The sequence below is a fragment of the Kerstersia similis genome (assembly GCF_965139615.1).
GTDB classification, from domain to species: Bacteria; Pseudomonadota; Gammaproteobacteria; order Burkholderiales; family Burkholderiaceae_B; genus Kerstersia; species Kerstersia similis.
Genome location: NZ_CBCSIQ010000001.1, coordinates 245,700 through 270,889, shown reverse-complemented (window position 1 = coordinate 270,889; position 25,190 = coordinate 245,700). Strand labels below are relative to the sequence as shown.

General features: G+C 62.5%; 17 protein-coding genes and 1 riboswitch. Of the genes, 6 read left to right on the top strand and 11 right to left on the bottom strand.

All coding sequences use genetic code 11. The annotated features are described in order from the left end of the window. Position 1 precedes the first annotated feature (1 nt). From ACNA1V_RS01070 to ACNA1V_RS01055, 4 genes are read right to left on the bottom strand one after another with little or no spacing between them, the layout of a single operon-like run. Complete coding sequence (locus ACNA1V_RS01070) at positions 2-766, bottom strand: ABC transporter ATP-binding protein (RefSeq protein ID WP_415831714.1); 765 nt, start codon at positions 764-766, stop codon at positions 2-4. Between the two features lie 39 nt (positions 767-805). Beyond that, positions 806-1,693 (bottom strand): 3-hydroxyisobutyrate dehydrogenase, encoded by an 888-nt coding sequence (gene mmsB / locus ACNA1V_RS01065; protein WP_415831713.1) that lies wholly within the window; start codon positions 1,691-1,693, stop codon positions 806-808. A 19-nt stretch (positions 1,694-1,712) separates the two neighbouring features. Next, positions 1,713-3,227 carry a CoA-acylating methylmalonate-semialdehyde dehydrogenase gene (locus ACNA1V_RS01060; protein ID WP_415831712.1) on the bottom strand — a complete coding sequence of 505 codons (1,515 nt, stop codon included), beginning with the start codon at positions 3,225-3,227 and terminating at the stop codon, positions 1,713-1,715. Positions 3,228-3,264: 37 nt separating this feature from the next. After that, entirely contained in the window at positions 3,265-4,479 is a 1,215-nt protein-coding gene (locus tag ACNA1V_RS01055) for an ABC transporter substrate-binding protein (protein ID WP_415831711.1), read from the bottom strand. A 159-nt stretch (positions 4,480-4,638) separates the two neighbouring features. On the opposite strand from ACNA1V_RS01055, the gene ACNA1V_RS01050 reads away from it, so the two are divergent. Continuing rightward, positions 4,639-5,598 carry a LysR family transcriptional regulator gene (locus ACNA1V_RS01050; protein ID WP_415831710.1) on the top strand — a complete coding sequence of 320 codons (960 nt, stop codon included), beginning with the start codon at positions 4,639-4,641 and terminating at the stop codon, positions 5,596-5,598. Between the two features lie 72 nt (positions 5,599-5,670). Here the strand turns inward: ACNA1V_RS01050 and parC are convergent, their stop codons facing one another. Both parC and parE read right to left on the bottom strand, forming a co-directional pair. Continuing rightward, positions 5,671-8,007: a DNA topoisomerase IV subunit A gene (gene parC / locus ACNA1V_RS01045; RefSeq protein WP_415831709.1), complete on the bottom strand. Its 2,337-nt coding sequence runs from the start codon at positions 8,005-8,007 to the stop codon at positions 5,671-5,673. Next, complete coding sequence (parE, locus tag ACNA1V_RS01040) at positions 8,004-10,001, bottom strand: DNA topoisomerase IV subunit B (protein ID WP_462937396.1); 1,998 nt, start codon at positions 9,999-10,001, stop codon at positions 8,004-8,006. Before parE ends, parC begins: the two co-directional genes overlap by 4 nt. A gap of 209 nt (positions 10,002-10,210) precedes the next feature. Between parE and trxA the strand changes: the two genes are divergently transcribed. Then, the gene (gene trxA / locus ACNA1V_RS01035; protein ID WP_415831707.1) at positions 10,211-10,537 is read left to right on the top strand and encodes a thioredoxin TrxA; all 327 of its coding nucleotides are present in this window, start codon (positions 10,211-10,213) and stop codon (positions 10,535-10,537) included. A gap of 118 nt (positions 10,538-10,655) precedes the next feature. Beyond that, positions 10,656-11,912: a transcription termination factor Rho gene (gene rho / locus ACNA1V_RS01030; RefSeq protein ID WP_415831706.1), complete on the top strand. Its 1,257-nt coding sequence runs from the start codon at positions 10,656-10,658 to the stop codon at positions 11,910-11,912. Positions 11,913-11,994: 82 nt separating this feature from the next. On the opposite strand, the gene ACNA1V_RS01025 is transcribed toward rho, so the two are convergent. Next, positions 11,995-15,654 carry a YhdP family protein gene (locus tag ACNA1V_RS01025; RefSeq protein ID WP_462937395.1) on the bottom strand — a complete coding sequence of 1,220 codons (3,660 nt, stop codon included), beginning with the start codon at positions 15,652-15,654 and terminating at the stop codon, positions 11,995-11,997. A gap of 269 nt (positions 15,655-15,923) precedes the next feature. Here ACNA1V_RS01025 and glnE point away from each other — a divergent pair, with 269 nt between their 5' ends. From glnE to ACNA1V_RS01010, 3 genes are all read left to right on the top strand, one after another. Next, a complete protein-coding gene (gene glnE, locus ACNA1V_RS01020; RefSeq protein WP_415831704.1) occupies positions 15,924-18,737 on the top strand; it encodes a bifunctional [glutamate--ammonia ligase]-adenylyl-L-tyrosine phosphorylase/[glutamate--ammonia-ligase] adenylyltransferase in 2,814 nt (937 codons plus the stop codon). 44 nt (positions 18,738-18,781) lie between these two features. Then, positions 18,782-19,453 (top strand): glutathione S-transferase, encoded by a 672-nt coding sequence (locus ACNA1V_RS01015; protein ID WP_415831703.1) that lies wholly within the window; start codon positions 18,782-18,784, stop codon positions 19,451-19,453. A 146-nt stretch (positions 19,454-19,599) separates the two neighbouring features. After that, a riboswitch (FMN riboswitch) is annotated at positions 19,600-19,753 on the top strand. An 89-nt stretch (positions 19,754-19,842) separates the two neighbouring features. Continuing rightward, on the top strand, positions 19,843-20,352 hold the full coding sequence (locus ACNA1V_RS01010) for a 6,7-dimethyl-8-ribityllumazine synthase (protein ID WP_415831702.1): 510 nt from the start codon (positions 19,843-19,845) through the stop codon (positions 20,350-20,352). 152 nt (positions 20,353-20,504) lie between these two features. Here the strand turns inward: ACNA1V_RS01010 and ACNA1V_RS01005 are convergent, their stop codons facing one another. The 4 genes from ACNA1V_RS01005 to ACNA1V_RS00990 all read right to left on the bottom strand — a co-directional run bounded on the left by ACNA1V_RS01005 (position 20,505) and on the right by ACNA1V_RS00990 (position 24,992). Continuing rightward, the gene (locus ACNA1V_RS01005) at positions 20,505-22,058 is read right to left on the bottom strand and encodes a DHA2 family efflux MFS transporter permease subunit (protein ID WP_415831701.1); all 1,554 of its coding nucleotides are present in this window, start codon (positions 22,056-22,058) and stop codon (positions 20,505-20,507) included. A 2-nt stretch (positions 22,059-22,060) separates the two neighbouring features. Then, positions 22,061-23,353, bottom strand: coding sequence for an efflux RND transporter periplasmic adaptor subunit (locus tag ACNA1V_RS01000; RefSeq protein ID WP_415831700.1), 1,293 nt, complete (start codon positions 23,351-23,353; stop codon positions 22,061-22,063). 166 nt (positions 23,354-23,519) lie between these two features. Beyond that, positions 23,520-23,996 (bottom strand): MarR family winged helix-turn-helix transcriptional regulator, encoded by a 477-nt coding sequence (locus ACNA1V_RS00995; protein ID WP_415831699.1) that lies wholly within the window; start codon positions 23,994-23,996, stop codon positions 23,520-23,522. 231 nt (positions 23,997-24,227) lie between these two features. Beyond that, complete coding sequence (locus tag ACNA1V_RS00990) at positions 24,228-24,992, bottom strand: response regulator transcription factor (protein ID WP_415831698.1); 765 nt, start codon at positions 24,990-24,992, stop codon at positions 24,228-24,230. Positions 24,993-25,190: the final 198 nt, after the last annotated feature.

Genomic DNA, 25,190 nt, shown 5'->3' with positions numbered 1-25,190 from the left:
GTCATTGCTCCCCGGCACCGCCCATATAGGCCTCGACCACGCGCGGATCACTGGCGACGGCGGCATAATCGCCTTCGGCCAATATCGCGCCACGCGCCAGCACGGTAATGCGATCGCAGATACCGGACACCACTTTCATGTTGTGCTCTACCATCAGGATGGTCCGGCCCTGCGCCACCTTGCGAATCAAGGCCATCACCCGCTCGACATCTTCATGCCCCATGCCCTGAGTGGGTTCGTCGAGCAGCATCAACTCCGGTTCGAGCGCCAGCGTGGTCGCAATTTCCAGCGCGCGTTTGCGGCCATAGGGAAGCTCGATGGCGATCATGCCCGCGCTGTCCTCCAGCCCCATTTCCGCGAGCAGCGCCATGGCACGACTGTTGAGCTGATCCAGCACGCGCGACGGGCGCCAAAAGTGAAATGACATGCCCAACTGGCGCTGCATGGCGATCCGGACATTGTCCAGCACAGTCAGATGGGGGAATACGGCAGATATCTGGAATGAACGGACGATTCCTTGCCGGGCGATACGCGCCGGTGTTTCACGGGTGATATCGACACCGTTGAAACGGATGGTGCCGCGCGTCGGGGTCAGGAACTTGGTCAACAGGTTGAAGCAGGTTGTCTTGCCCGCGCCATTGGGACCTATCAGGGCATGGATGTGGCCACGTCGAATCTTCAGATCGACGCCGGCCACCGCCACAAACCCCCTGAATTCCTTGGCCAGACCTGCTGTTTCCAGCACGTAGTCATGGTTTGAATCCAAAGTTGTCTCCTTCCTCATCCTTCTATCGGGTGCCTTGTCTCAGGCCTGGGATGCAAGCAGGTTATAGATACTGGAAAAATCCAGTCGGCCATGTCCGGCCTTGCTGTGCAGATCGTACAAATTGCGTGCCAGCGCACCGAGCGGCGTCGGTGTGCCGGTCGCCAATGCGCTTTCCTGGGCCAGGCCGAGATCCTTCAACATCAGATCGACGCCGAATCCATCTGCATAGCCATGGGACGCGGGCGCCTGCGCCATCACCCCAGGGCAAGGGTTGTAAACCTCCAGCGTCCAGTTACGCCCTGAACTGCGCAGCATGACATCTGACAGCACTTGGGGGTCCATGCCGTTGGCGATGCCCAGCCGCAAGGCTTCGCTGGTCCCCGCCATGAGTATGCCCAACAGCATGTTGTTGCATACCTTGACGGTCTGGCCGCTGCCGCAGCCCCCGGCATGGAAAATATTCTTGCCCATGGCTTCCAGCAAAGGCCTGCCCCGCTCGAACGCCGCCGCCTCGCCGCCAACCATGAACGTCAGGGTGCCCGCCTTGGCGCCACCGGTTCCCCCGGAAACCGGCGCATCCAGCATGATGTGGCCGGCTTCAGCGGCTGCCGCAGCGACCTTGCGCGCCACGGCTGGCGCGATGGTGGAGCAATCCACCAGCAAGGTGCCCACGGGCACCTGGGCCAACACGCCCGCTGCGCCCAGATACAACGCTTCCACATGCCGTGAAGCCGGTAGCATGGTGATGACAGCTTCCGCCCCCTCCAGCGCCTGGCTGACCGACCCGCTACGCTGCCCCCCTGCTGCCGCGAACGCTGCCAGGGCGGCTTCGGCCAAATCGTAGCCATGCACCTGATGGCCCGCTGCCACCAGGTTCACGGCCATGGGCAAGCCCATATTGCCCAGTCCGATGAATGCGATCTTCATATTGTCTGCTCCTTGGCGATCACTTCATGGCAATCGTGGTATTGACGCTGCCGCCCTCCGCATCCTGCTGGAACCAGCGTGCCGTCACGGTCTTGGTCTGTGTCCAGAAGCTGATCGCCTGCTTGCCGTTGGGGCCCAGATCGCCCAACTTGGAGGCCCGCGACCCGGTAAAGCTGAAATAGGCAACCGGCACGGGAATTGGCACATTGATACCCACCTGGCCAACGTCAATTTCATTCTGGAATTTGCGGGCGGCCCAGCCACTGCTGGTGAAGATGGAAGTGCCATTGCCATTGGGATTGGCATTGATGAAGGCAATCGCCTCGTCCAGGGAATCCGTCCCGGCCAACAACAGCACCGGCCCGAAAATTTCCTGGTCATAGATTTCCATGCCTGGCCGCACCCCGGAAAACACACTGGGGCCGATAAAATTGCCGCGTTCGTAACCAGGCACCTGATAGCCCCGGCCATCCAGCTCAAGCTGCGCCCCCTGCTCGACGCCGGACTGAATCAGACGCTCGACACGCGCCCGTGCCCTGGGGTTGACCAACGGCCCCAGATCCGCTTCACGATCCATGCCCGGCCCGGCACGCAGCGCACGGGAGCGCGCCACGATCTCCGGCAGCCAATCCCGCGCCTGGCCGACCAGAACAGCCACCGAATTGGCCATGCAGCGCTGGCCTGCGGCCCCGAAGGCCGAACCCAGCAGGTTGTTGATGGCCTGATCCTTATGCGCATCGGGCATGACGATGCAATGGTTCTTGGCGCCCATCATGGACTGCACCCGCTTGCCCGCCTCGGTCGCGCGGCGATAGATATGGGTGCCCACCGCCGTCGAACCGATGAACGACAAAGCACGGATATCCGGGTGATCACACAGGCTGTTGGCCACATCGGCCCCGCCATGTATGACATTGAGCACCCCCGGCGGCACGCCCGCCTGATGGGCCAGTTCCACCAGCAGCATGGTCGAACTGGGCACCTGTTCGGACGGCTTGAGGATGAAGGCGTTGCCGCATGCGATAGCCATCGGAAACATGAAGCACGGCAACATCACCGGAAAGTTGAATGCCGTAATCCCGGCGCCGACGCCCAGCGGCTGCAGCAGGCTATAGACATCAACCCCGGTCGCTGCGTTCTCGGCGATTTCCCCTAATTGGAGGGTCGTGATAGCGCAGGCATGCTCGACCACTTCCAGCCCCCGCGCCACCTCACCCTCGGCGTCGGGCAGGGTCTTGCCATGCTCCCGGGTGATCAGCTCGGCCAGCTGTGAAGTATGTTCGCGGATCAGTTGCTGCAAGCGCAGCATCACCCGCATCCGGGCTCCAAGCGAGGTATTGCGCCAGCTCTGGAAAGCACGTACCGCGCTGGCCACGGCCAACTCGACCTCCTCCGGTGTTGCCAGCGGTACTTGCGCCACCACTTCCTGGGTAGCGGGATTGGTGACATCAAGCCATTGGGTGCTGCGGGAGGGATAAGGCTTGCCATCAATGAAATGCGGAATGCACGGCACAGCCGTTTGCGGCGAACTCATGGTGATACTCCGTGTGAAGGTTCAGGCCAGGTTGTGCTTACTGGACCAGGGGGCAAGTGGAGGCGGACAGCGGCTTGAAGGCCAGGTCAGCCGGAATGGTGGTAATCAGCTTGTAGTAGTCCCAAGGTCCCTTGGACTCCGCAGGCGTCTTGATCTGGTACAGATACATATCGTGAATGACGCGGCCATCCGGACGGATGGAGGCATTGCGCATCACCGCATCGTCAATCGGCAGCTCACGCATTTTTTCCATTACGACCTTGTAGTCATCGGTACCCGCAGCGGCCACCGACTTCAGATAATGCAGCGTGCTGGAGTACACCCCCGCCTGCACCATGGTCGGTTTGTTACCCCGGTGGCGCTGCTCGAAACGCGTCGAAAACTCCCGCGCCCGATCATCCATGTCCCAATAGAAGCCATCGGCAAAAATCAGGCCCTGTGCTGCATCCAGGCCCATCGCGTGGACATCGGACAGGAAGATCAGCAAGGCCGCAATGCTGGGCGAACCGCTGCCGATGCCGAATTCCTGAGCCGTCTTGATGGCATTGATCGTGTCCTGGGCGCCATTGGCCAGACCGATCACATCCGCGCCCGAAGCCTGGGCCTGCAGGAGGAACGAGGAAAAGTCGTTATTGTTGAGCGGGTGCCGGATCGCACCGACCACGGTGCCGCCATTGGCCTTCACCATGTCGCCGGCTTCTTTCTCAAGAGAGTGGCCGAATGCATAGTCCACGGTCAGGAAGTACCATTTCTTGCGCCCCTCCCGCGTCAAGGCGGCGGCAGCGCCGGCAGCCTGGGAATAGGTATCGAACATCCAGTGAAAGCCATTGGGCGCGCATTCGTCATTGGTCAACAGCGCCGTTGCCGGCCCGCTGTACATGGCAATGCCGCCCTTCTCGCGTATCAATTTCTGGATCGCCAGCGCCCCGGCAGAATTGGTCAGATCGACGAAGGCATCGACATGATCGCGATCCATCCATTCGCGTGCCTTGGCGGAAGCGATATCTGCCTTGTTCTGGTTGTCTGCCGACAGCACTTCGATGTTCATGCCTTTGCATTCGGCCTTGAGACAATCCTCCACCGCCATTTGCGCGGCGACCACCGAACCGGCCCCGCCCATGCCCGAATACGGGCCGGCCATATCGGTCAATACACCGATCTTGACCACATTGTCCGAAATCTGGGCCTGTGCAGTACCGCATGCCGCTGCCGTCAGGGCGAGCGCCGCCCAACGCTTGGAATAAGCTGCCATAGTTGTCTCCTCGGGTTGTCAATCGGATAGCCGGCGTACCGGATTCCTGTTTTTTGTGAACCGAGTATAGCGATGCGTTTCTGGGGCAAGTTAGCTAATATATGCAGCACCACTTTGCATTTATGCACAACGACGTTATGCGGCAACGCACAATAAATCATGAATCCAGCCCGCCTGAACTGGGATAACCTGCGCATTTTCCTGGCCGTCGCCCGTGCCCATACGGCACTGGATGCCGCACAACTGCTGGATATGGATCACTCCACCATTACCCGGCGTTTACGCCGCCTGGAAAATGAAATCGGCTCGCTGCTGTTCAGCCGTACCACGCAAGGTCACGCATTGACCCCTGAAGGCACGCGACTGCTGAATCACATCGAAAAGATCGAAGCCACCCTGGGCGCGATGGAATCCGATATCAGCAACGATGCCCAGGCGATCAGCGGCCAGGTCAGGCTCGGTGCCACCGAGGGTTTTGGCTGCACCTTTCTGGCGCCGCACCTTGCGCACTTCTGCGATCAACATCGTGACATCGTGGTGGATCTGCTGGCTGTGCCGCGTTTCGTCAATCTGTCCAAGCGCGAAGCGGATCTGGCCATTACCATTGAGCGGCCTGCAGCAGGGGCTTATGTCGCTTGCAAGCTGTCAGACTACCGGCTCCAGCTCTACGCCACCTCGCGCTACCTCGCCACGCATCCGCCCATTCGCAACCTGCGCGACCTGGCCTTGCACCGGTTGACCGGCTATGTGGATGATCTGGTATTCAGTGCGGAATTGAGCTATCTGGCGCAGATCGCGCCGCAGTCGCGGGTATCGCTGCGCAGCACCAATGTGATCGCCCAATTGCATGCGGCGCGCCAGGGCAAGGCGTTGGCCGTCCTGCCCTGCTTTCTGGCGGCGGACGCCACCGACCTCATCCCTGTGTTGCCGGGCAAGGCGCGCATTACCCGGAATTTCTGGCTGGTCACACCGGCAGAACACCGGCAAGTCACTCGGGTACGGGTGCTGTGGGATTATCTGCGGTCGGTCGCTGAGTTGAACCAGGACTATTTGATGGGCGAAACCACCACCATGCGCTGGCTGGCGCCGCCCCGGCATGAACCGGCAGGCAGGCTTTGACCCTACCCCCACGGAGCAGCAGCGCTCACAGCGCCACTGCCCCGTGCAGGCAACGCGGACCTGCCCTAGCGATTACGCCAAGCCTTCCTCGTCATCGACCGCCCACAAGCGCGGTTGGCGCGGCCGGACATCAAGCTGGCGGCCCTTGCGGGCACGCTTGCCCAGATAGGCCAACAGGCCTTCCCCGGCCAAGACATCCTCCACTTCCTTCTTGCGATAGATACCCGACAAGCGCAAGCCGCCTTCGCCGGCCGCAACGATCTGGGCAATGCTGTCCTTGGCGTCCAGCCCCATCAGAATGGTGCCGCGCCCACCGGCAGCCAGCTTTTTCACTTCAGCCAGTTCAATGACCAGCAGACGCTCCTGTTCCGAGAGCAAGGCCAGATAACGCGCATCGGGAGCGCATGGCACCGGGGCCAGCAGGCTGTCGCCGGGTTCGATCGTGACATATTGCTTGCCGGCACGCTGCCTGCTGGTGGCATCCGACAGTTTGATCTGGAACCCGTAGCCGCTGGCGCTGGCCAGCACCCACCGGCTGTCCGGAGCGCCTGCGAACATGTGAATGATGCGGCTGCGCGGCTCCAGTTCGATCATGCTGGTTACCGGCGCGCCGTCGCCACGCGCCGAAGGCAGGCTGGAGACGGCAATGCTGTAGGCCCTGCCGGTGTCGCTCAGTGCGATCAGCGTATCCGTCGTGCGGCATTCAAAAGCGCCATACAGCGCGTCCCCTGATTTGAAGCCGAATTGCGCGGCATCGTGCCCATGTCCCTGGCGTGCACGCAACCAACCCTGCTGAGAGACGATGACCGTCACCGGCTCATCGAGCACCTTGGCTTCCATGACGGCCCGCTCCGCCGGCTCGATCAGGGTGCGGCGTTCATCACCATAAAGCTTGGCATCCGCTTCGATTTCCTTGACGATGGCGCGCTTGAGCGTCGCCTCATCATCCAGCAAGGCCTGCAATTTTTCCAGCTCCTTGCGCTTGTCGGCCAGCTCCTGCTCGATTTTGAAGCCTTCCAGCCGCGCCAACTGACGCAGGCGCATTTCCAGGATGTCGTCGGCCTGCCGCTCGCTGAGCTTGAAACGCTTCATCAGCGCCTCACGCGGCGTATCCGAATCGCGGATGGTCTGAATGACCGCGTCCACATCCAGATAGACCACCATGCGCCCTTCCAGCACATGAATACGGTCGGCAACCTTGTCGCGCCGGAAGGCCGTCCGCCGGATCACGGTTTCGCGGCGGAACGCCAGCCATTCCGTCAGTATCTCGCGCAGCGAGCGCTGGCGCGGCCTGCCATCCAGCCCGATGCAGACCAGATTGATGGCCGCATTGCCCTCCATGCTGGTGCGCGCCAGCAGGGCCGTCGCGAACTCCTCGCGATCCACGCGCGACGACTTGGGCGCAAACACCAGCCGCACCGGCGCATCCTTGCCGGACTCATCACGCACGGTATCCAGCAGGTTCAGCATCAGCGCCTTGGTCTGCTGCTGCTCGGCGCTGAGCGCCTTCTTGCCTGCCTTGGGCTTGGGGTTGGTCAGGTCCTCGATCTCCTCGAGCACCTTCTGGCCGGACGTCCCCGGCGGCAATTCAGTCACCACCAACTGCCACTGGCCGCGCGCCATTTCCTCATAGTGCCAGCGCGCCCGCGCTTTGATGGAACCCCGCCCGGTACGGTAAATCTGTGCAATGTCCCCCGGCGGCGTAATGATCTGGCCGCCACCGGCAAAGTCCGGGCCGGGCACCATCTCATAAAGCTCTTCGTCCGACAGATTGGGCTTTTTCAGCAGGGCCACACTGGCACGCGCAACTTCGCCCAGGTTATGCGACGGGATTTCCGTCGCCATACCCACTGCGATTCCCGATGCGCCGTTGAGCAGCATGACCGGCAAACGCGCCGGCAACATCAGCGGTTCCTGATAGCTGCCGTCATAGTTGGGGCCGAAATCTACCGTGCCTTCATCCAGCTCATCGAGCAGCAGGCGCGCGAAAGGCGTCAAACGCGCTTCGGTATAACGCATGGCCGCTGCGTTATCGCCATCGCGCGACCCGAAATTGCCCTGGCCGTCGATCAGCGGATAGCGCAGCGTGAAATCCTGCGCCATGCGCACCAGGGCGTCATAGGCCGCCTGGTCGCCGTGCGGGTGGTATTTACCCAGGACGTCGCCCACCACGCGCGCGGACTTGACCGGTTTGGCGCCAGCCTGCAGGCCCATGGCATGCATGGCATACAGAATGCGCCGCTGCACCGGTTTCTGGCCATCGCCCACCTCGGGCAGGGCGCGGCCACGCACCACGGAAACGGCGTAATCCAGATAGGCTTGTTCGGCATACAGCCCGAGCGTCAGATCACCATCCGGATCCTGGTCGGCGTCCCGTTCATCAAAATTGGGGTTGAAATCGTCAGTCATATATCCAGCTCGGCCAGGTTGCCCTTGTCTTCGATCCAGCTGCGGCGCTGCGCCGCTTCGCCCTTGCCCATCAGCATGTTGAACATGCGCCGGGTATCGTCACGGCCCAGCGGCCCGTAAGCCACGCGCTGCAAGCGCCGGGTGTCCGGGTTCATGGTGGTTTCCCACAGATGCTCAGGGCTCATTTCGCCCAGCCCCTTGAAGCGGCTGATGCGCCAGCTATCCTCGCGCACGCCTTCCTTGCGCAATTTTTCCAGCAGGCCGTCCAGTTCGCCCTGATCCAGGCAGTAGATCTTGCGCGGTGGCCGCTTGCCCTGCGCCGGCACATCGACCCGGAACAGCGGTGGCCGGGCCACATAGATGTGTCCCGCTTCCACCAGTCGGGGAAAGTGTTGCAGGAACAGGGTCAGCAGCAACACCTGGATATGCGAGCCATCGACGTCGGCGTCCGACAAAATGCAGATGCGGCCATAACGCAGGCCGGACAGGTCAGGCGTGTCTTCCGGGCCATGGGGATCCACGCCAATGGCCACGGAGATATCGTGGATTTCATTGTTGGCGAACAGGCGGTCACGCTCGACCTCCCAGGCATTGAGCACCTTGCCGCGCAGCGGCAGCACCGCCTGGAAGGATTTGTCCCGCCCCATCTTGGCCGAGCCGCCGGCCGAGTCGCCCTCGACCAGAAACACCTCTGTGCGCGACACATCGCTGGATTCGCAATCGGTCAGCTTGCCTGGCAAGACGGCCACGCCGGAACTTTTGCGCTTTTCCACCTTCTGCGCGGTACGGACGCGCGCCTGGGCCTGGCGTATCGCCAGTTCCGCGAGCTTGCGCCCATACTCCACATTGGAATTGAGCCAGAGATCCAGTGCGCCCTTGACGAAGCCCGACACCAAGCGAACCGCATCCCGGCTGTTCAGCCGTTCCTTGATCTGGCCCTGGAACTGAGGATCCAGCACCTTGGCGGACAACACAAAACTGGTACGTGCAAATACATCCTCGGGCAATAGCTTGATGCCCTTGGGCAGCAGGCCGTGCAATTCCACGAACGACTTCACCGCCTGGAACAGGCCATCGCGCAGCCCCGCCTCATGCGTGCCGCCGGCGGTCGTCGGGATCAGGTTGACATAGGACTCGCGCGCCACCTGGCCCTCGGCCGTCCAGGCCACCACCCAGTCGGCGCCCTCGCCCTGGGCATGATGCTCGTCATCGGCGCCGGCATGCTCGCCGCCTTCGAAGAACGGCACCAGCAACTCCGCGCCATCCAGCGCTTCGGCCAGGTAATCATGCAGCCCGTTTTCATAGCGCCAGGTCGTTACCGCACCGGTTTTTTCCACCTTGAGCACAACCTTCACCCCTGGCAGCAGCACCGCCTTGCTGCGCAACAGGTGGGTCAGCTCGTTGAGCGGAATCGTGGCGCTGTCGAAATAGCGGCTGTCCGGCCAGAGCCGGACTCGCGTCCCCGACTTCTTGCGGCCAGCCTCCGGGCAAGGCGCCAGCGCTTCGATCAGCTCGCCCCCGGCAAAGGCAATGCGATGCACCCCGCCGTCACGCCACACCGTCACTTCCAGCCGCGTGGACAGCGCGTTGCTGACAGATACCCCGACCCCGTGCAAGCCGCCGGAGAACGCATAGGCGCCGCCATCCTGTTTATCGAACTTGCCGCCTGCGTGCAGGCGCGTGAACACCAGCTCCACCACTGGCGCCTGCTCTTCCGGGTGCATGCCGACCGGAATGCCGCGCCCGTCGTCCTCGACCGTCATGCTGCCATCCTGGTGCAAAGTCACCTGGATCTGCTTGCCGAAGCCAGCCAGCGCTTCGTCGGCCGCGTTATCTATGACTTCCTGGAGGATATGCAGCGGATTCTCGGTGCGCGTGTACATGCCCGGGCGCTGCCGTACCGGCTCCAGGCCTTTCAGGACGCGGATGGATGCTTCGTTATATCGCGGTGTCGCCACGCAATTGCTCCGACTACTGTGGAAAAAAACAGACATTTTAAGGAAAGTCGGCGCCTTGCGCTCTTTTACATGCCAAACTTGTCCTCGTTCGCCCTCAAGCAACACTCGGCGCGCCTCTCCAGCCCGCACAGGCTGCCAGAAGGCACGATACAGTGTTATGCTCACAGCTATCAGTATCACCTTATTCATGGGAAACCCAAACGGCCTGGCGCCCCGCCCGGCCTTTCCCGCCACGAGAATCCATCATGAGTGAAGCCATCAAGCACATCAGCGACGCCAGCTTTGACGCTGACGTCCTCAAGTCCTCCCAACCCGTCCTGGTCGATTACTGGGCAGCCTGGTGTGGTCCGTGCAAAATGATCGCCCCCATCCTCGAAGAGGTCGCCCGCGACTTTGCCGGCCGTCTCACGATCGCCAAGCTGAACGTGGATGACAACCCTGAAAGCGCCGCCAAGTATGGCATCCGTGGCATCCCGACGCTGATGCTGTTCAAGGATGGCCAGGCCGTCGCCACCAAGGTTGGCGCTGTCTCGAAGGCCCAGCTGACCGCTTTCCTCGAAAGCTCGCTGTAATTCGCAGTCACGGGGCAGGCCAGCATGGCCCTGCCCCGACGCGCTCGGCGTCCTCTATCGCCGGCCAGCATCTTCTTACGAACAAGTCCTTTCTTTCCATCCCCTCTTTTCTCCGCTCATGCACCTGAATGAACTGAAGGCGCTGCACGTCTCGCAGCTGCTGGAAATGGCCGCGAGCCTGGATATCGACAACGCCAACCGGCTCCGCAAACAAGAGCTGATGTTCGCCATCATGAAGCGCCGTGCCAAGCAAGGCGAGCAGATCTTTGGCGATGGCGTGCTGGAAGTGCTGCCCGATGGTTTCGGCTTCCTGCGTTCGCCCGACACCTCCTATCTGGCCAGCCCCGACGATATCTATATCTCGCCCTCCCAGATCCGGCGCTTCAACCTGCATACCGGCGACTCCATCGAAGGCGAAGTGCGCGTGCCCAAGGATGGCGAACGCTATTTCGCCCTGGTGAAGGTCGATCGTGTCAACGATCAGCCGCCCGAAGTGCTCAAGCACCGCATCATGTTCGAGAACCTGACGCCGCTGCACCCGGATTCTCCGATGCGCCTGGAACGCGACATCAAGAGCGAAGAGAACCTGACGGGCCGTATCCTCGACATCTTCGCGCCCATCGGCAAGGGCCAGCGCGCCCTGGTCGTCGCCAGCCCGAAGTCGGGCAAGACCGTGATGATGCAGCACATTGCCCATGCGATCACGGCCAACTACCCCGACGCCTACATGATCGTGCTGCTGGTCGATGAGCGTCCCGAAGAAGTGACTGAAATGCAGCGCACGGTGCGTGGCGAAGTCGTGGCTTCGACTTTCGACGAACCGGCGACGCGTCACGTGCAAGTCGCGGAAATGGTGATCGAAAAGGCCAAGCGCCTGGTCGAAATGAAGCGCGACGTTGTGATCGTGCTGGACTCCATTACTCGCCTGGCGCGTGCCTACAACACGGTCGTGCCGTCCTCCGGCAAAGTGCTGACCGGCGGTGTGGATGCCAACGCCCTGCAACGCCCCAAGCGTTTCTTCGGCGCCGCGCGCAACCTGGAAGAAGGCGGTTCGCTGACCATCATCGGAACGGCGCTGATCGAAACCGGCAGCCGCATGGATGAAGTGATCTACGAAGAATTCAAGGGCACCGGCAACTGCGAAGTGCATCTGGAACGCCGCCTGGCGGAAAAGCGCATCTACCCGGCCATGAACCTGAACAAATCTGGTACCCGCCGCGAAGAACTGCTCATCAAGGCAGACCTGCTGCAAAAGATCTGGGTACTGCGCAAGTTCATTCACGAAATGGACGATGTCCAGGCCATGGAATTCATCCTCGACAAGATGCGCAAGACCAAGAACAACGCCGAATTCTTCGACATGATGAAGAAGTAAGGCTGACGCGGCCCAGCGCCAGCGTCAAGCAAGGCCAGCCCGGTGCAAGCATCAGGCTGGCTTTTTTTTGCGTCTGCGCTGATCAGTTGCCGGTCGGAATGTAGTTCAGCTCTTCCGCGCGGCTGACGGGCGTGGCAGGTTTTTCCTTTTCCAAGGCCTCGACCTTGGGATCGTTCCAGCTACCGGTCACTTCATACTCCAGCCGCATGGCACGCGCCAGGGGATCCTTCAGCAGCCATTGAGCCAGGAATGTGCCGACCCCGACGACAGGATTGATCACAAACCCCATGGCGACCGATGCACCGCTGACATCCAGATTCGGCGTCACGACGGCGCGCAGGTTCCAGGTTTGCTGTACCAGATCTGTCCCGCCATGCAGCACCACTTCGGCTGCCGGCCCGTCCACTGCCAGCGACTTGATATCCATTTCCGGCCCGGCCAACAGCACGGAACCCGTAATGCTGTCGAAGGGGAAGCCGTCCTTGAAGGCTTCTCCCGGACGCGCCTCCAAGCTCAGAACGCGCGACAAGGATTGCAAAGACAGGACTTCAAGCACCCTGGCGCTGCGTGACCGCATGTGCACAAACCGCCCCTGTTCCAACTGCAGGGCCACCGAACCGCTCAGGCTGCGGCCATCCTGGCGCCAGGGGAAGTCCAGCCAACGCATGCTGGCCGTCGCCTTACCCCGTCCACCGCGCACCGTATCCTCCAGGCCCCAGACATCCAGCCATTTGCCCAGGTCGCTGACCGCCGCATTCAGATTCAGCGCCAGCCCGCGCCCCGGGCCTTCAACCTGCCAATTGCCGGTAGCGCTCAACACGGCACCGGGTTGGCCCAGCACCAGGCTATCCAACCCCCAATCACCGCGTGCATTACGGTTCTTGCCGCGCATCTGCAACTTGCCCAGCGCCTGGCCGCGCCAGGACAGCTGATTCACGGTCACATCCAGATCCGGCAACCGGAAGGCTGAAGACACCGTCCAGTCCGGCCCGTTTGCCGCGCCCGTCACTTCTGTCTGATGTTCTGGATCTTGCGGCCATGCCAGACGGTTGAACTCCGCCAGCAGCACGGGATGGGACGACTGCGGCCGCACGCGCCAGTCCAGGCTGCCGTCCAGCTCACTGCCCTGCACATTGATGCGCCAGCCGCCACGCGGCTGGCTCTCGGCGACCAGATTGACCTGATTCCACTGCGTCGCAAATGCATGCACCCGCTCGGCAGCCAGGCGCACATGCGTCAGCGACGGCAGCACTGGCCGGCCGCCCGGCTCGCCCTCATCAAAATCGCTGATAACCTGATCCCAGGCCGCCCAATCGAATTCAGGCATATGCAAGTCCAGCCCCATGCCGCGCTCGGGCATCGTCAACGCCGATGCGCCCTCGACCAGCGCGCCACGCCAGAAATAGGCCTCACGATGGGCCGGATCATGTTCCAGCCGCAATTCGCCTATGCCGCCAATGCGCGCGGCCAGCACTTCGCTGCCTGCGGCCTGCCCCGGCCGCCAGGAAAACGCCACCGAACGGCGCGCCTGCGCCGCCTTGCCCAGCGGCGCGGGGAAATCCAGGTGGGTGCCCTGCAAGCTGCTGTCCACCTGCAACCACATCTGATCGCTGGCATCCATGCCCAGCCGTGCCTGATAGGGAATCACGCCGCTGAATCGCGCCGCTGCCGCCGCAGGCAGCCAACGCGTCAAACTCTCTGCCGCAAGGGCGCCGTCTATTTGCAGCGCGGCATCCAGATCCTTGCGTGTCAGGCTGCCGCCCAAGCGAAACTCGCCGCCCAGGAAACTGCCTTTGATATCCCTGGCTGCGATCCCGTCATTGTCGAAATCCAGCGATCCGCCCAGTGCGCTGAACACCGGAATCTCGGGCTTGATTTCCACCTGCCCGCCCTGCAAGGCCAACGTGCCCCGAACCTGGCTGTCCACACTGTGCATGAGGGGAACCTCCAGCTTGAGCCCCATGCCCCAGCTGCCGGTGGCACGCACCTGCGGCAACACGGTATGCCCCAGGATCTGCCCAAGATCGGAATGCTGCAGCAGCGCCAGATAATTGCGAGCCTCTCCGGCCAGCGTCGCATCAATGGCCAGATGGGCGCCCTGGCGATACAGATCCGTGAGGATCGCCGTCGCCCGGTTCACGGCCACACGACTCAATGGCCCGGTAACCAGACGCCCCGCATCCAGTTCCAGGCTCAGCACGTTCTGCAGCAGCCGCATGCTGCCATTGGCCTCAACTATGGCCGGCCAGCCCTTGTCTTGGCCGTGCGCCGGCGCATAGTCCAGGTTCATCCCGGTGAAACTGCCTGCCAGTTCGAAGCGGGACTGCTCGTCAGCGGGCGTTTCAAACGGAAACTCATCCAGATTGCCGCGCAGCTGCAACACGCCTTGATTCAGTTGCCCGGACTGCAAGGCCGCCGCCAGCCAGTGCCGGGTTTCCTCATCCACGGCCAAAGGGAAGTAGCGATGCAAGGCAGGCAGAGACAAGCGGGCAATGTCGCCTTGCAAGTCAGCCCAGCCCGCCGCGCTGCCTGCACGCTGCTGCCACTGTCCTTGCAGCGTCAGCGCCAGATCCTCGTTGGCCAGCGCCAAGCGCCGCAGGCCCGCCGACCAGCCCTGGCTGCCCGCGCCGCGCAGCTCGACCACCGCGTCTGCCTGCGCCAGCGGCAAGCGCTGCTCGCCAAACTCTTCCGGCCACCAGAGCGCGGCATCCCGCAACGCGGCATCCACATACATGCGCTGCCCATCCCTGGCTGGCGTCACCCACGCCGGCAGCGCACCTGCCGTTTCAGGCCAGAGCGTCGCCGGCGCGCCATCGGCATAGAAGCGGATGGCGCCGGCCTGCAAGGCAGCCGCCTCGCCTTGCCATGACAGGTCCTGCGCCTGCATATCCAGCACCACATGATCCAGGCTGCCGTCCTGCAGCAGGGCCCAAGCCTGGCCGGATACCCGTCCTTGCTGCAATCCTGCTGCACGCACCGGCAACCAGACGGACCAGCGCGCCAGATCCACGCCCGTCACGGCCGCGTACAGGCGGGCATCCCAGCTCGGCTGGTTGGACAGCGCCTCGAACCAGCGCCGGTCAAACTCGCCTCTCAGCGTCAGGCTGCCAGCTTCGGCACCCGGCTCGGCCGGCAACTGCGCCGACAGGCCGAACGCATGATGTGCAAAACGGTTCAGAAAACGCGCCTGCACCGAGCTCAGCAGCAGTACCGGCGCATCGGGATCATGCAGCTCGTCGCGCCAGCGCACCACGGCATCCCGCACCACCCATTCACGCTGCTTGCCCAGCCAACGCAAGACACGCTCGCTGTCGGCAGGATCCTCGGATGCTGTCTGCCCTTGCGGGCCGGCCAGATGTATCTGTCCCTGCGCATCGCGCCGGATGGATAGATCCAGGCCCCGCACTTCCAGATAGAGAAACAGGGGTTCCCATTGCACCAGGCTGCGCCAGGACATGACTGCCTGCACTTCCGGCAGGCTCAGCACCTCGCCGTCATCGCCCTGGATGCGTATTCCTGACAACTCCAGCCGGGCGTTGAGCCCGAGCCAATCCGCCCTGACCTGTCCGATATCGACCTGCGCCCCCAGGGCGCGCGAGGCGACCCGCTCGATGGCGGGCCGGAACTCATCCACCTGCGGCAATACCGCATAGCGCACGACCAGCAAAGTCCCTGCCGCCACCAGATACACCGACAGCAGCAGCCAGAACATCAGGTGCAGGAATTTCCTCAGCCGGCGCAATGCAGTCCGTCCTCGCGCATGGGTCCTCTTGTTGTATTCTGCTCAAAGCCAAGCAGCATCGGCCCGCCTGCCCCGGCGCTCCTTGCCGGACCACGCATCGCCCGGCAAAAATGCAACCGCACGAACAGGTTTCGATCACTGCTTCTTTGGATAATCAATCGTTATTGCAACTGTGCAATAGGTATATTAGACATCAGAAACCGCTTGCGTTCCCGGCCGCGACGCATGCAAGCCTTTCCGTTGTGCCGCCACTGTCCCGAGCTACCGCCATGACCGCCCTTTCTCCACTCGCCAAGCCATCATCCGGCACCCCGATTGCCCTGCAGTCTGCGCTGCGCTGGTCGGAATACCTGACCCGCCGCCTGCAAGCCCAGCCCGGGCTGCAAACCTTCGTAGAGGCCCTGGCCGCGGCGCCGGTTGACCGGCAAGTCATTGAGCAGCAATTCCAGGAACTGGCGGGCGCCCCAACCGAGACCGTGCTCGATCCGGAGACCGCCAAACGCGTCCTGCGGCAGCTGCGCGAACGCATTTTCTGTGCGCTCATGGTGCGGGATATCGGCGGCCTAGCCCCGCTGGAGGAAGTCACCCAGGGCGTGACGGCGCTGGCGGAACTGGCCGTTGCCACGGCCTATCGCACAATCATGGCCGAACTGATCCGCACGCACGGCACGCCACGCGACCCGGCCACTGGCGCGCCCCAGGAAATGATCATCATCGGCATGGGCAAGCTCGGCGGCGGTGAACTGAATGTTTCCTCCGACATCGACCTGGTGATGCTCTATGGAGAAGAAGGCGAGACGGAGGGACCGAGGAAACTGAGCCATCACGAGTTCTACGGCCGGCTGACGCAACGCATGATGCCCATCCTGGCCGATAACGATATCCATGGCTATGTGTTCCGCACCGACCTGCGGCTACGGCCCGATGGCGATGGCGGACCGCTGGCCTGGAGCCTGGAAGCCCTGGAGCACTATCTCTTGCGCCAGGGCCGGGAATGGGAACGCTATGCCTGGCTGAAAGCACGTGCCTTGCCTGCACGCGCCTTTCCGGACAGCCAGCTCGAAGAACAATGGCAGCAAATGGAAAGCCTGCGCATTCCTTTCGTCTATCGCAAATATTTCGATTTCGACGCCATAGCCGCCTTGCGTGCGCTGCGCGAGCGAATCGGCAATGACTGGAACCGCCGCGCCCACGCCCGGAACGGCATAGAAGCCAGCCATAACATCAAGCTGGGCGATGGCGGTATCCGGGAAATCGAATTCGTGGTGCAGCTCGCCCAACTGATGCGCGGCGGGCGGCAACCCACCTTGCAGGAACGCAACCTGCTGCTCGCCCTGCAGGCGGAACAAGATGCGGGCGTCATCCCTGCCGAAGAAAGCTTGCAACTGGCACAGGCTTACCGGTTTTTGCGCCGCACCGAACATATGCTGCAATATCGTGCCGACGAACAGACCCATTTGTTGCCCGCCGATCCGGAACGCCTGCATCAGCTGGCTGCGGCGATGGGCATGGAAGCCGCCGACTTCGAGGCCACGCTGGCCCGGCACCGTGCCAATGTCACCCGCATCTTTCAGGATGTGTTCCACCTGACCGGCATCAGCCGCACCATCACGCCGGGGAACGACAGCGACAACCCGGACGATGGGCCCGATGTCCATGAAACCCTGGAAGCCCTGGCAAAACAACACTTCCCCACGCAAGCCGATAGCCTGCTGCAGCGCATCCGCGCCATGCTGGGCGGCCACCGCATGCGCAGCCTGCCGGCACTCAGCCGCGAGCGGGTGGAGCGGCTTTTGCCTGCCGTCCTCGAAACGGCGGCACGCACCGACGCCCCCCATGATGCAGCCGTGCGGCTGCTTGACCTGATCGAACACATTTCACAACGCAGCGCCTATCTGGCGCTGCTGGCGGAATACCCAGAAATTCTGACACGCGTGGCCCGTATTGTCGGCGCGAGCCCCTGGGCTGCGCAGTACCTGACCCAGCATCCCTTGCTGCTCGACGGTCTGATTGACTGGCAAACCCTGGCCGAACCCCTGGATGTCCAGCAACTGGCGCAGCAACTGCACAGTGAACTCGACGCCTGCCTGCTGCCAGACGGTACGCCCGATATCGAACGGCAGATGAACCTGATGCGGGACACCCAGCGCCAGGCCAGCTTCCAGCTGCTGACCCAGGATCTCGAAGGGACGCTCAGTGTCGAGGCCCTGGCAGACCAGCTCTCCAGCCTGGCCGATGCGCTGCTGAATGAAACCATTCATCGCATCTGGCCGATGGTCAAGCGCGGCAGCCCGCTGCAGCAGCCCCGCTTTGCCGTCATCGCCTATGGCAAGCTGGGCGGCAAGGAACTGGGCTACACATCGGATCTTGACCTGGTCTTCATCTATGAAGACCCGGACGACAATGCCGCCGAACAATACGCCCGCCTGGGACGGCGCATGACCTCCTGGCTGACCACCATGACCTCATCCGGCCGGCTCTACGATGTGGACCTGCGCCTGCGCCCGGATGGCGACGCCGGCTTGCTGGCCGTCTCTTATGATGCCTTCGCCCGCTACCAGCGCGACCACGCCTGGCTGTGGGAACACCAGGCGCTGACCCGGGCACGCTTTGCCGCCGGCGATACCAGCCTGGGGGAGCGTTTCGAAGCCCTGCGCCGGGAAATCCTGCTGCGCCCGCGCGACCCTCAGGTACTGGCCGCGGAAGTCCGCGCCATGCGCCAGCGCATCAGCGACGGCCATCCCAATCCCACGCCGCTGTTCGATATCAAACACGACCGTGGCGGCATGGTGGATATCGAATTCATCACGCAGTATCTGGTTCTGCGCCATGCCTGCGAGCATCCGGCGCTGCTGGATAACCTGGGCAATATCGCGCTGCTGCGCATCGCCGGGGAACTGGGCCTGCTACCGCCAGAGCTGGCGCGGCAAGCAGGCGATGCCTACCGCGTCATGCGCCGCGTGCAGCATAATCTGCGCATGCGGGGCGACGAAAAGGCCAGGCTGCCCGCTGACCAGATGGCCAGTGAACGTGCGGCCGCCGAACAGCTCTGGCAATTCATCTTCGGCCCCGAACGTCCCTGACCTTTCCCGACTGCCCCGCCCCTATGACTCATAGTGACTCTCCCATGATTACCCTGCATCACCTGGAACACTCGCGCTCGCAGCGCATTATCTGGCTGCTGGAAGAATTGGAACTGGAATACCAGATTCAGCATTACGCCCGCGACCCCGACACCCATCTGGCCCCGGCGGCACTGCTGGCGATCCATCCGCTAGGCAAAGCCCCTGTTCTGACCGACGGCGATGCCGTCATCGCCGAATCCGGCGCCATTATTGAATACCTGACCGATCGCCATGGCGGCGATCACGGGCTGCGGCCGGACCCCGGTACGCCGGAAGCGCTGCGCTGGACCTACTGGCTGCATTTCGCTGAGGGCTCGATGATGCCGCCCTTGCTGGTGGAGTTCATTTTCCGCCGCGTGCGCAAGGCGGATATGCCCTTCTTTGCGCGCCCCATCGCAGAACGCATTGCCGACAGCGTCGAAGAAGCCTTTGTCCACCCCAATCTGGAGCGCCAGCTGGCGTTCATGGAAAGCGAGCTGGCACAGCGCGACTGGTTTGCCGGGGATGCTTTCAGCGCCGCAGACATTCAGCTCAGCTTCCCGCTGGAAGCCGCTGCCGCGCGCGATTGGCTCACACCGGAACAGCACCCGCGCCTGCTCGACTGGCTGGCGCGCATCCATGCCCGGCCTGCCTATCAGCGCGCCCGTGAGCGCGGTGGCCCCTACGAACTTTAAATACCCGCCAGGCTGGCCGCCTGCCCGCTGTGGGTGCGGCCTCCGGACTGCCGGAAACAGCCATATGGTTCCAACGCCATCTCATAAGAGACAGCGCTATACTGGCGATGTCCCGGTCAGTGATCACTTCGACTTTCACGCCGGGCGAGCGTTTTCAGGGCGGGGTGAAATTCCCCACCGGCGGTAGGCGTGTCGCAAGACACGCGAGCCCGCGAGCGCCCGGCAGCCTGTCTGCCGGGGTCAGCAGATCCGGTTCAATGCCGGAGCCGACGGTCATAGTCCGGATGAAAGAAAGCGCGCGAAATCATCTTCCTCGGCCTACGGCCGAAGGCTGTGCTTTCTCGTGTCCTCTGCCCTGATTCTGGAACTCAGTTTTCAATGGGAATACCATGAATCAGTCTCTGTCCCGCAATACCCCTCTTCCCCGCCACACGCCGCGCTATGCCATCATTCAGGCAGGCTGGCATGCGGACATCGTCGGCCAGGCCCGCCAGGGCTTTCTCGATGAGCTGGCCGCGCATGGTTATGCTGCCGATAGCGTCGATACCTACACCGTCCCTGGCGCTTTCGAGATCCCGCTGCATGCCCAGCGGCTGGCACGCAGCGGACGTTATGACGGCATCATCGCAACGGGCTTCGTGGTGGACGGCGGCATTTACCGCCATGATTTCGTCGCCTCGGCCGTCATCGACGGCCTGATGCGCGTCCAGCTGGATAATGATGTGCCCGTGTTCTCCGTCGTGCTCACGCCGCACCATTTCCATGAGCATGACCAGCACCAGGACTATTTCTTCCGCCACTTTTCACAGAAAGGTGCGGAAGCCGCCCGCGCTGCGTTGCAGACCGTTGCCAGCCTGGAGCAATTGCCCACTTCCGCCGCCGAACTCGCCGCCGCCTGAGCGCCGGTTAGCCAAACCCGTGCCCTCGCCCGCCCTGCCGGGCGAGGGCGCAAAAAAATGCCTCTGCTGCTTGGTTGCAGCAGAGGCATTTTCACTTCCGGCCCGACAGCCGCCAGGCCGGAAGTAAGTCTCGCCTGCCCCCAGGTCGGCACTCAGTGAGCGCCGGCGGCCTCCCCGCCGGCGGCCGCCCGATTCGGGCGCTTGGCAATCCAGACCAGCGGGATCAGCATCATGAAGATGATGGCCGACACATAGAAAATGTCATCGGCCGCCAACATGAATGCCTGCTGGTTCAGCAGCTTTTCCACCTGCGCCAGCGCCTGCTGCGCCGACATGCCAGCAGCCTGATAGGTTTCCAGCGCGTGCTGCAAGGCGTCCGAACCCGGCAGCATATGTTCGGCCAGTTGCGCATGGTGCAGGCTCGCGCGCCGCTCCCAGAAGGTCGTGGAGACCGACGTTCCCACGGCGCCGGCCGTGATCCGCACGAAATTGGACAGACCCGATGCCGCCGGCATGCGCTCGGGCGCAATGCTCGATAGCGTCAGCGTCATCAAGGGAATGAAAAAGAAGGCCAGGCCTATCCCCTGGATCAGCGTGGGGATCATGATGGTGCCGAAATCCACCTGGGTATTGAAGCGCGCCCGCATGAACAACACCAGTGCGAAGACCAGGAAGGAGAAGGTCGCATACTTGCGCGGATCCACCCGGGCAATGCTTTTACCGACGTATGGCGAACATACCAGGGCCAACAGCCCCACCGGCGCCATGGCCATGCCCGATTGCGTCGCGGTATAGCCCATGTACTGCTGCAACCATAGCGGCAGCAACACGACATTGCCGAAAAACAGGCCATAGCCGATGGAAATCGCCAGCGTTCCCGTCCAGAAGCTGCGTATCCGGAACAATGCCAGGTCCACGACCGGGTGGCGCTCCGTCAACTCCCAGGCCAGGAAGAATACAAACCCCACCACCGCCACCACCGCGCAGGCCACCACCATCGGAGACTGGAACCAGTCATGCTCCTTGCCGATATCCAGCATGATCTGCATGGCGCCCACCCACAAAACCAAGAGGGCCAACCCGATGCTGTCGATGGGCAAGTTGCGCCGCACGGTTTCGCGATCGCGGAAAATGCGCCAGGTCACGAATACCGCCAGGATGCCCACAGGCACGTTGATATAGAAGATCCACGGCCAGCTCATGTTGTCCGTGATCCAACCGCCCAGCAAAGGCCCGGTCACCGGCGCCACCAGCGTTGTCATCGACCATGCCGCCATGGCCAGCCCCGCCAGCGCCTTGGGATAGCTCGACAACAGCAGCGCCTGCGACAGGGGAATCATGGGGCCGGCCACAAAGCCCTGCAGCACCCGGAAGGCAATCAGCAATGGCATATTCGGCGCCAGGCCGCAGAGCCAGGACGACAGTACGAACAAAGCCACGCTGAGTACAAACAGGCGCACCTGCCCGAAGCGCTGCGACAGCCAGCCCGTCAACGGTACGGAAATGGCATTGGCCACGGCAAAGCTGGTGATGACCCAGGTGCCCTGCGTCGCGCTGACACCCAGGTCGCCAGCAATGGCTGGCAAAGAGACGTTGGCGATCGAAGTATCCAGCACGTTCATGAACACGGCGGCCGATAGCGCCAGCGTGCCCATGGTCCGCGCCCGCCCCTCCAGCGGGGGCAAAGGCTGCATCGCGGCCGTCATGATCAGTTCACGCCCGCGGCCGACGCTGCCATGCCAAGCTTGACGACGGCCTGCGGCGCGCCCAGGTTGGCGGCGACGATGCGCGCCACATTGGCTTCAGCGCCTTCTTCCTGCTGACGATACACCCCGGTTTGCGCAAACGGCTCGGTGCGCGGCGCGCTGGCCAGCATGCCGCCGTCCTTGTCGCTGACCTTGACCTTCACATCCATGGACAGGCCCACGCGCAGGGGATGCTCAAGCAGTTCCTCGCCCGTCAATTCAATGCGCACCGGCACGCGTTGCACCACCTTGATCCAGTTGCCCGTCGCATTCTGGGCTGGCAACAAGGCAAAGGCCGCACCCGTGCCGACACCCAGCCCGGTGATTTTGCCGCTATAGCGGACTTTCGTGCCATAGAGATCCGCCGTCAGCGTGGCTTCCTGGCCCAGTCGCAGGTCACGCAGCTGGTTTTCCTTGAAGTTGGCTTCCACCCATACCTCACGCAGGGGCACCACCGTCATCAGGTTCGAGCCCGCCGACACGCGCTGCCCGAGCTGCACGGTACGCCGCGCCACATAGCCGTCGGTCGGTGCCAGCACCGCCATGCGCTCATTGGCCAGATACGCCTCGCGCACTGCCGCAGCCGCGGCCTGTACCGCCGGGTGATGGATTACATCCGTGCCATCGGTCAGCGCCTGGTTGCTGGACAACTGTTCACGGGCTGCTGCCACCGCTGCTTCAGCCGCTGCCAGGGTGCTACGGGCCGCAGCCGATGCCGCCTCGGCATGCCGCAGTTCCTCGTGCGACACCGCGCCATTGCTGGCCAGCGTCGTGCGGCGCTTGCGGTCGTCCTCGGCGCGTGCCAGATCACTGCGCGCCTTGACGACTTCGGCCTGGCGCAAGGCGATCTGCGCATTCAGGGTTTCGTTATCGGCATACAAAGTCCGTGCCTGACGCACGGCCTGCGCCAGCTGGGCTTCGGCCTGCTCAAGCCGGATATGGGCGTCGGCGGGATCCAGGCGCACCAGCACCTGCCCGGCCTTCACGAAATCCATGTCGTCCGCATAGATGGCCTCGACCGTTCCTTCCACCCTGGGCGTAATCTGAATCACATTGCCCTGGACATACGCATTGTCCGTGGTCTCGTAGCGGCCACCCAGCAACCATTCGTAGGCACCAAAGGCGAGCGCCGCCAGCACCACCACGAAGGTCACGCTCAGCAGCACCTTGCGGCGATGCCTGGTCGCCGCGGGATCCAGCTTCTGCTTGCTACTGCTTTTTACGTCACTCTTTTGCGTGTGATTGTCGTCACTCATGGCAAATTTTCGCTGAACAATGAAAAAACCCGGCGTTTGCCGGGGTGAAAACAACCAGCCTGCCGGCCGGCGCGTGCTTACGCCCGGCCTTGCCGGAACCTGGCGGCCACTAGCCCTGCCAGCAACTGGCGCCGCCCGATCAGGCCCAAAGCATCAAGACAGCCTCTCACGCCTGCCCCGACCTATCCAGCAATGTCTGCTGCATGCGACGCAGATAGGCCTTGAGCTGCGCGACTTCGGTTTCAGAAAAATCCTGGAGCCCCAACTCATGCACATCCCGCAGCACCAGCGGAATCCGGCTGGCCACCTCGCGGCCCTGTTCGGTCAATTCGATACGCACCACGCGCCGATCCGACTGGCAGCGCCGGCGCCGGCACAAGCCCTTGGCTTCCAGCCTATCGAGCATGCGTGTCATGCCACCGGCATCCTGCATACAGCCGCGCGCCAGCTCTGCCACCGTATCCGCCTGCCCGGTATAGAGCTTGAGGATCGGGTGCCACTGCGCGTTGGTCAGGCCGAAAGGCTCCATGCGCCGCTCGATTTCCTGACGCATTGCCGCCAGCGAGGAGCGCATCAACCAGCCCACGCTATCCATCAGGTCATAGGCCTGGATGAATTCCTGTGTTTTGCCTTGGTCTTCCATGGGTGAAAATATTATTTGCCTAGTCAATGACTGTCAAAGCATTGATTGATCCAGAATGAGAAATCGGCTTTGAAATCTGTTTCACTGGCTTACGCCAGCAGGTGCTAATTCAGCAGGCATGCACGCACTCACACGTGCCGCAGCATGGAAAAAGCCCCCGGATTCCGATCAATATCGGTTTCCGGAGGCCAGTTTCTGCAAGACCAAGGGTATCGCGTATCGCTGAGACGCTCAGCTCGGCATATCATCCGCCGGCATCATCAACGCATACCCACGGTTGCGATAACTGCGGATCTGCGGCCTGCCTTCCTGGCCGGCACGCAAGCTGAGTTTGCGGCGCAGGTTGCTGATATGCGTATCCAGGCTGCGATCCAGCGGCTCGATGGAACGCCCCAAAGCGGTTTCCGTCAGATGCTCACGGCTGATCATGGCGCCCGGACGTCGCATCAGGGCGGTCAGGATGCTCGTTTCCGCCGCTGTCAGATAAACCTGATTGCCGCCCACCCGCACTTCCGAGGATGCCGAATCCAGACTCAGGTCGCCCACTTGCAGATACCGGCTGGCCGCATCGGCCTGGCTCACCTGGCGCCGCAGACAACCATGCAGGCGCGTCCAGAGAATATCGAAATCCACCGGCTTGCGGACGTAATCGCTGGCGCCGCAGCGCAAGCCCATCAGCCGCTCGGTATCGCCTTCGCTTTCAATCAGCATCAACACCGGCATATCGGAACGACGCCGCAAGCGGGTCAGCAGCGAAAAACCGTCGTTTTCAGGCAGACCGGCGTCGATGATGGCGAGATCTACCCGCTCATGCAGCACGAAATTCCAGGCGGACTCTCCGTCTGCCGCCAGATGGACAGACAACGGCGCAGCAAGCGCCAAGGCGGGCAGTACCTGGCGCAGCACCGTCGGGCCGGAAACAATCAGGAAAGAAACGGATTTTGCATAGGGGCAGGCGTCAACACGCGGCTCGCCCGCAGGCGGCGCAATAGTCATGTCCTGCTTATCCAGAGAGGCTTGTTGCATAGGACAACAGCGAAGAGTGTTCCGAGGAATTTCCAAAGTATTCAAAAGATACGTATGGAAATCATTTTTTTAGCACAAGGCAAGCAATACCGCAACTTATGATGCGAATCGTTTCTATTTTTAAGTTGAAGATTTGCCAACGCAATACGGCAAAATAAAGATGGCTTA

Coding starts and splice junctions, on each gene's coding strand:
- mmsB (WP_415831713.1), bottom strand. CDS start 1,693: ATGAAGATCGCATTCATCGGACTGGGCAATATGGGCTTGCCCATGGCC.
- ACNA1V_RS01060 (WP_415831712.1), bottom strand. CDS start 3,227: ATGAGTTCGCCGCAAACGGCTGTGCCGTGCATTCCGCATTTCATTGAT.
- ACNA1V_RS01055 (WP_415831711.1), bottom strand. CDS start 4,479: ATGGCAGCTTATTCCAAGCGTTGGGCGGCGCTCGCCCTGACGGCAGCG.
- ACNA1V_RS01050 (WP_415831710.1), top strand. CDS start 4,639: ATGAATCCAGCCCGCCTGAACTGGGATAACCTGCGCATTTTCCTGGCC.
- parC (WP_415831709.1), bottom strand. CDS start 8,007: ATGACTGACGATTTCAACCCCAATTTTGATGAACGGGACGCCGACCAG.
- parE (WP_462937396.1), bottom strand. CDS start 10,001: ATGTCTGTTTTTTTCCACAGTAGTCGGAGCAATTGCGTGGCGACACCG.
- trxA (WP_415831707.1), top strand. CDS start 10,211: ATGAGTGAAGCCATCAAGCACATCAGCGACGCCAGCTTTGACGCTGAC.
- rho (WP_415831706.1), top strand. CDS start 10,656: ATGCACCTGAATGAACTGAAGGCGCTGCACGTCTCGCAGCTGCTGGAA.
- glnE (WP_415831704.1), top strand. CDS start 15,924: ATGACCGCCCTTTCTCCACTCGCCAAGCCATCATCCGGCACCCCGATT.
- ACNA1V_RS01015 (WP_415831703.1), top strand. CDS start 18,782: ATGATTACCCTGCATCACCTGGAACACTCGCGCTCGCAGCGCATTATC.
- ACNA1V_RS01010 (WP_415831702.1), top strand. CDS start 19,843: ATGAATCAGTCTCTGTCCCGCAATACCCCTCTTCCCCGCCACACGCCG.
- ACNA1V_RS01005 (WP_415831701.1), bottom strand. CDS start 22,058: ATGACGGCCGCGATGCAGCCTTTGCCCCCGCTGGAGGGGCGGGCGCGG.
- ACNA1V_RS01000 (WP_415831700.1), bottom strand. CDS start 23,353: ATGAGTGACGACAATCACACGCAAAAGAGTGACGTAAAAAGCAGTAGC.
- ACNA1V_RS00995 (WP_415831699.1), bottom strand. CDS start 23,996: ATGGAAGACCAAGGCAAAACACAGGAATTCATCCAGGCCTATGACCTG.
- ACNA1V_RS00990 (WP_415831698.1), bottom strand. CDS start 24,992: ATGACTATTGCGCCGCCTGCGGGCGAGCCGCGTGTTGACGCCTGCCCC.